General features: G+C 33.5%; 5 protein-coding genes. 2 read left to right on the top strand and 3 right to left on the bottom strand.

The genetic code is table 11. From position 1 onward, the window contains the following. Nucleotides 1-140 precede the first annotated feature (140 nt). Nucleotides 141-305 carry a hypothetical protein gene (locus NL42_RS09935; protein WP_016138216.1) on the top strand — a complete coding sequence of 55 codons (165 nt, stop codon included), beginning with the start codon at nucleotides 141-143 and terminating at the stop codon, nucleotides 303-305. 68 nt (nucleotides 306-373) lie between these two features. On the opposite strand, the gene NL42_RS09930 is transcribed toward NL42_RS09935, so the two are convergent. From NL42_RS09930 to NL42_RS09920, 3 genes are all read right to left on the bottom strand, one after another. Continuing rightward, a complete protein-coding gene (locus NL42_RS09930; protein ID WP_461312620.1) occupies nucleotides 374-709 on the bottom strand; it encodes a hypothetical protein in 336 nt (111 codons plus the stop codon). 180 nt (nucleotides 710-889) lie between these two features. After that, entirely contained in the window at nucleotides 890-1,156 is a 267-nt protein-coding gene (locus tag NL42_RS09925; RefSeq protein WP_461312619.1) for a hypothetical protein, read from the bottom strand. Between the two features lie 97 nt (nucleotides 1,157-1,253). Continuing rightward, nucleotides 1,254-2,105, bottom strand: a complete 852-nt coding sequence (locus NL42_RS09920) for a LysR family transcriptional regulator (protein WP_461312618.1) — start codon at nucleotides 2,103-2,105, stop codon at nucleotides 1,254-1,256. Between the two features lie 119 nt (nucleotides 2,106-2,224). Here NL42_RS09920 and NL42_RS09915 point away from each other — a divergent pair. After that, a partial coding sequence (locus NL42_RS09915; RefSeq protein ID WP_461312621.1) for an FMN-dependent NADH-azoreductase occupies nucleotides 2,225-2,902 on the top strand: 678 nt, incomplete at its 3' end.

Genomic DNA, 2,902 nt, shown 5'->3' with positions numbered 1-2,902 from the left:
TACATATTATCTTTTTTAAATTCACATTTAAATCAAACTTCTAACCACTTCTACACATTGGCAGACATTACTTAACTGGTTTAAATTCTCAATATGTTTTAATAATAAAGTTCTAAATCATAGATATGGAGGATGAACTTATGCCTCGCGGTGATAAAACAGCTTACACCACAAAGCAAAAACGTCAGGCTAAACATATTGTTGAGAGCGAAGTAGATAGAGGTCATTCTCAAGAAGAAGCTGAACGAATTGCTTGGTCCACTGTCAATAAACAAGATGGTGGCGGTAAGAAAAAGTCTCACTAAAACAAACTTTGAATACTTCTTTAGCTCGGGCTAAAGAAGTATTTTTATCAAAAACGAATGAATGGTGTTTAGAAAACTCGAGAGCTTTTTATATAGTCATCGCTTACTTGATTTAAGGCATTCAAAATAGCGCTATCATCTTGGCTTAACAGAGCTTCATTAAGGCATTCCATATAGCCTATAAGCATAGTCTTAGAGGTGTGGGCAAATTCAGAGGTTACTGCTTCATCTTCATATAAAATCACGTAGCTACGTGCAAAACCATAGATTAAATAGACGGCTGCTTTTTCTTTTGTATTTTGAGATTCTTTAAGAGACTGTTCACAAGCATTTTTTAAGTCTTTAAATGCATCTGTACCAGTAGATTGATTTTTGAAAGATAAAAGTATTGTTTGGAAGTTCATATCCATATTCCACTCAAAAAGTAAAGCTACAGAAGATGATAGAACATGTCAAATAATATCCTGATTAATATAAGTTTAATTGTAAATAAATTTATATTGATTTCCTCTGAATTACGAAAAAATCATGCAATAAAAAACCACCCTTGTTTTAAGGGCGGTTTGGTTAAAACGTATCAATAATTAGAAGCTTATTTCTAGCGTTATAGTAGTACCCGAGTGCTCAATATCAGTTGAGACATTAAACCCTCTGTTTTTAAGCTCTTCTTCAACCAGTGTCAGATGATCAGGACTTATAGCATCAATAGGAAACCAGAAAGTTGCTTTTCGCTTCCCTTCCTTAGATTCAGACTCAGTACCAGTTAAAATTTTTTCCAATATGACATCTTGATTTATTTTAAAGTTTTTAGCATTTTGACGAGCTTGTTCAGCATTAAAGTTGTTAAGCATATTTATCTCTCTAATTATTAATTTATCTAAGTTTATATCATAAAAAGGCTATATAAGTTTTAGTGTTGTGTAGTTAAAACCAATCAAAAATAGAAGCTTATTGATTAAATAACTTTTCTACCCATTCAATAAATTTTCTAGCATTTCTATTTTTAAAATCTTCCTTATTTGGAATGTAGTAACACAGCTCTGATTGAATAGGTTTCGTTTTAAACTCCTGTAAAAGATTCGCCTTAACGAACCTACGGGTAAGTATAGCGGAACAAAATACTAATCCATTGGCAGATAAAGCCTCATGTATGCCAAAAATTTCCTGATCAAATTTCTTAATTATTACCCTCTTTTGGTCCCATCCATTCACCTCAAGCCATGTCTCTAATGGTGGACTTGGTAATGCTTTATTTTTCCATTCTGTGGTGAATAACGTTATTGGCTCACTCATATCTTTAGTCAGAGCAAGTTTAGATGCACCAAATACATTAAAAGACTCATATTTAAGGATATCTTTAGAAGGTACTGAAGATACATCACCATATCGAATAGGCAATGTATATAAGTGACTTTCTAAAGCTTCACCTGTAGAGAATTCAACTGAGATATCGGGGTGCAATTGATAAAATTCATTTATAGAAGGAATTAACAGCATTGCAGCTAGTGAAGACGTACTAGCCACTCTCACTACATTTCCATTTACTGTTATTTCATCTAATGCATCTTCAATTTTACGAAACCCTTCAGAAATTGCCCCAGCAAGTCTCTCTCCGGTAGTTGTAAGCGTTATTTTCCTTACTTGTCGATGAAACAAATCAACATTTAATCTGCTTTCTAGATTAGTAATATGATGTGAAATCGCAGTCGGTGTTAGCGAAAGTTCTTCAGCAGCCAATTTAAAACTCCCCAATCGAGCGGCTGATTCAAATGCCTTAAGTGCTTGCAAAGAGACTTGCATGCTTTCTCCAAAGTTATATTTATAGGTGATCTAAACTCATCTATAAATGTAATTTTCTCGTTTGTCTACTTATCTTTTAAAACTCAAAATAAATTAAACCTTAACTTTTTTTGGAATTTATGATGAGTAACATATTACATATAGATGCTAGTGTAAGAGCTGCGATTAATCCTAATCCAAACCATAATTCGATTTCTAAAAATATTGCCAGCCGATTGGTCAGCTCATGGAAAAAGCAACTGCCTATAGATGAATATATTTATCGTGATGTAGGAATGAATCCGCCACCATTTATTACTCAAGACTGGATTGATGCTGTATTCACACCTGAAAATAAAAGAACTCAAGCTCAATGTAATGTTTTATCTATATCGGATCAGTTAATCGCGGAAGTTTCGAGTTCAGATATCATTTTAATTTCTTCACCTATGTACAATTATGGTATGCCTGCTCAACTTAAAGCATGGTTTGACCAAATTATTAGGATTAATAAAACATTTGATTTTGATCTGGCTAGAGGAGAATTTCCTTTACAACCTCTTCTATCTGGAAAAATTTTAATCATTATCACCTCTAGTGGAGAGTTTGGTTTTGAGAAAGATGGCATCCGCCATCACATGAATCACCTTGCACCTCACCTTCGCACGCTCAGCAAATATTTAGGCGTAGAGAAAATTTATGAAATTGCTTCAGAATATCAAGAGCTTGGAGATGAACGACATCTAAAATCATTAGAAAATGCTTTTCAAAAAGCTGAGAAACTCGTAGCTGAACTTTTCGCTTCATATACAGAAAGT

It is taken from the genome of Acinetobacter sp. GN11 (genome assembly GCF_054823985.1).
Note: the sequence above shows the minus strand (reverse complement) of the source record. Positions and strands in the feature narration are given on the sequence as shown.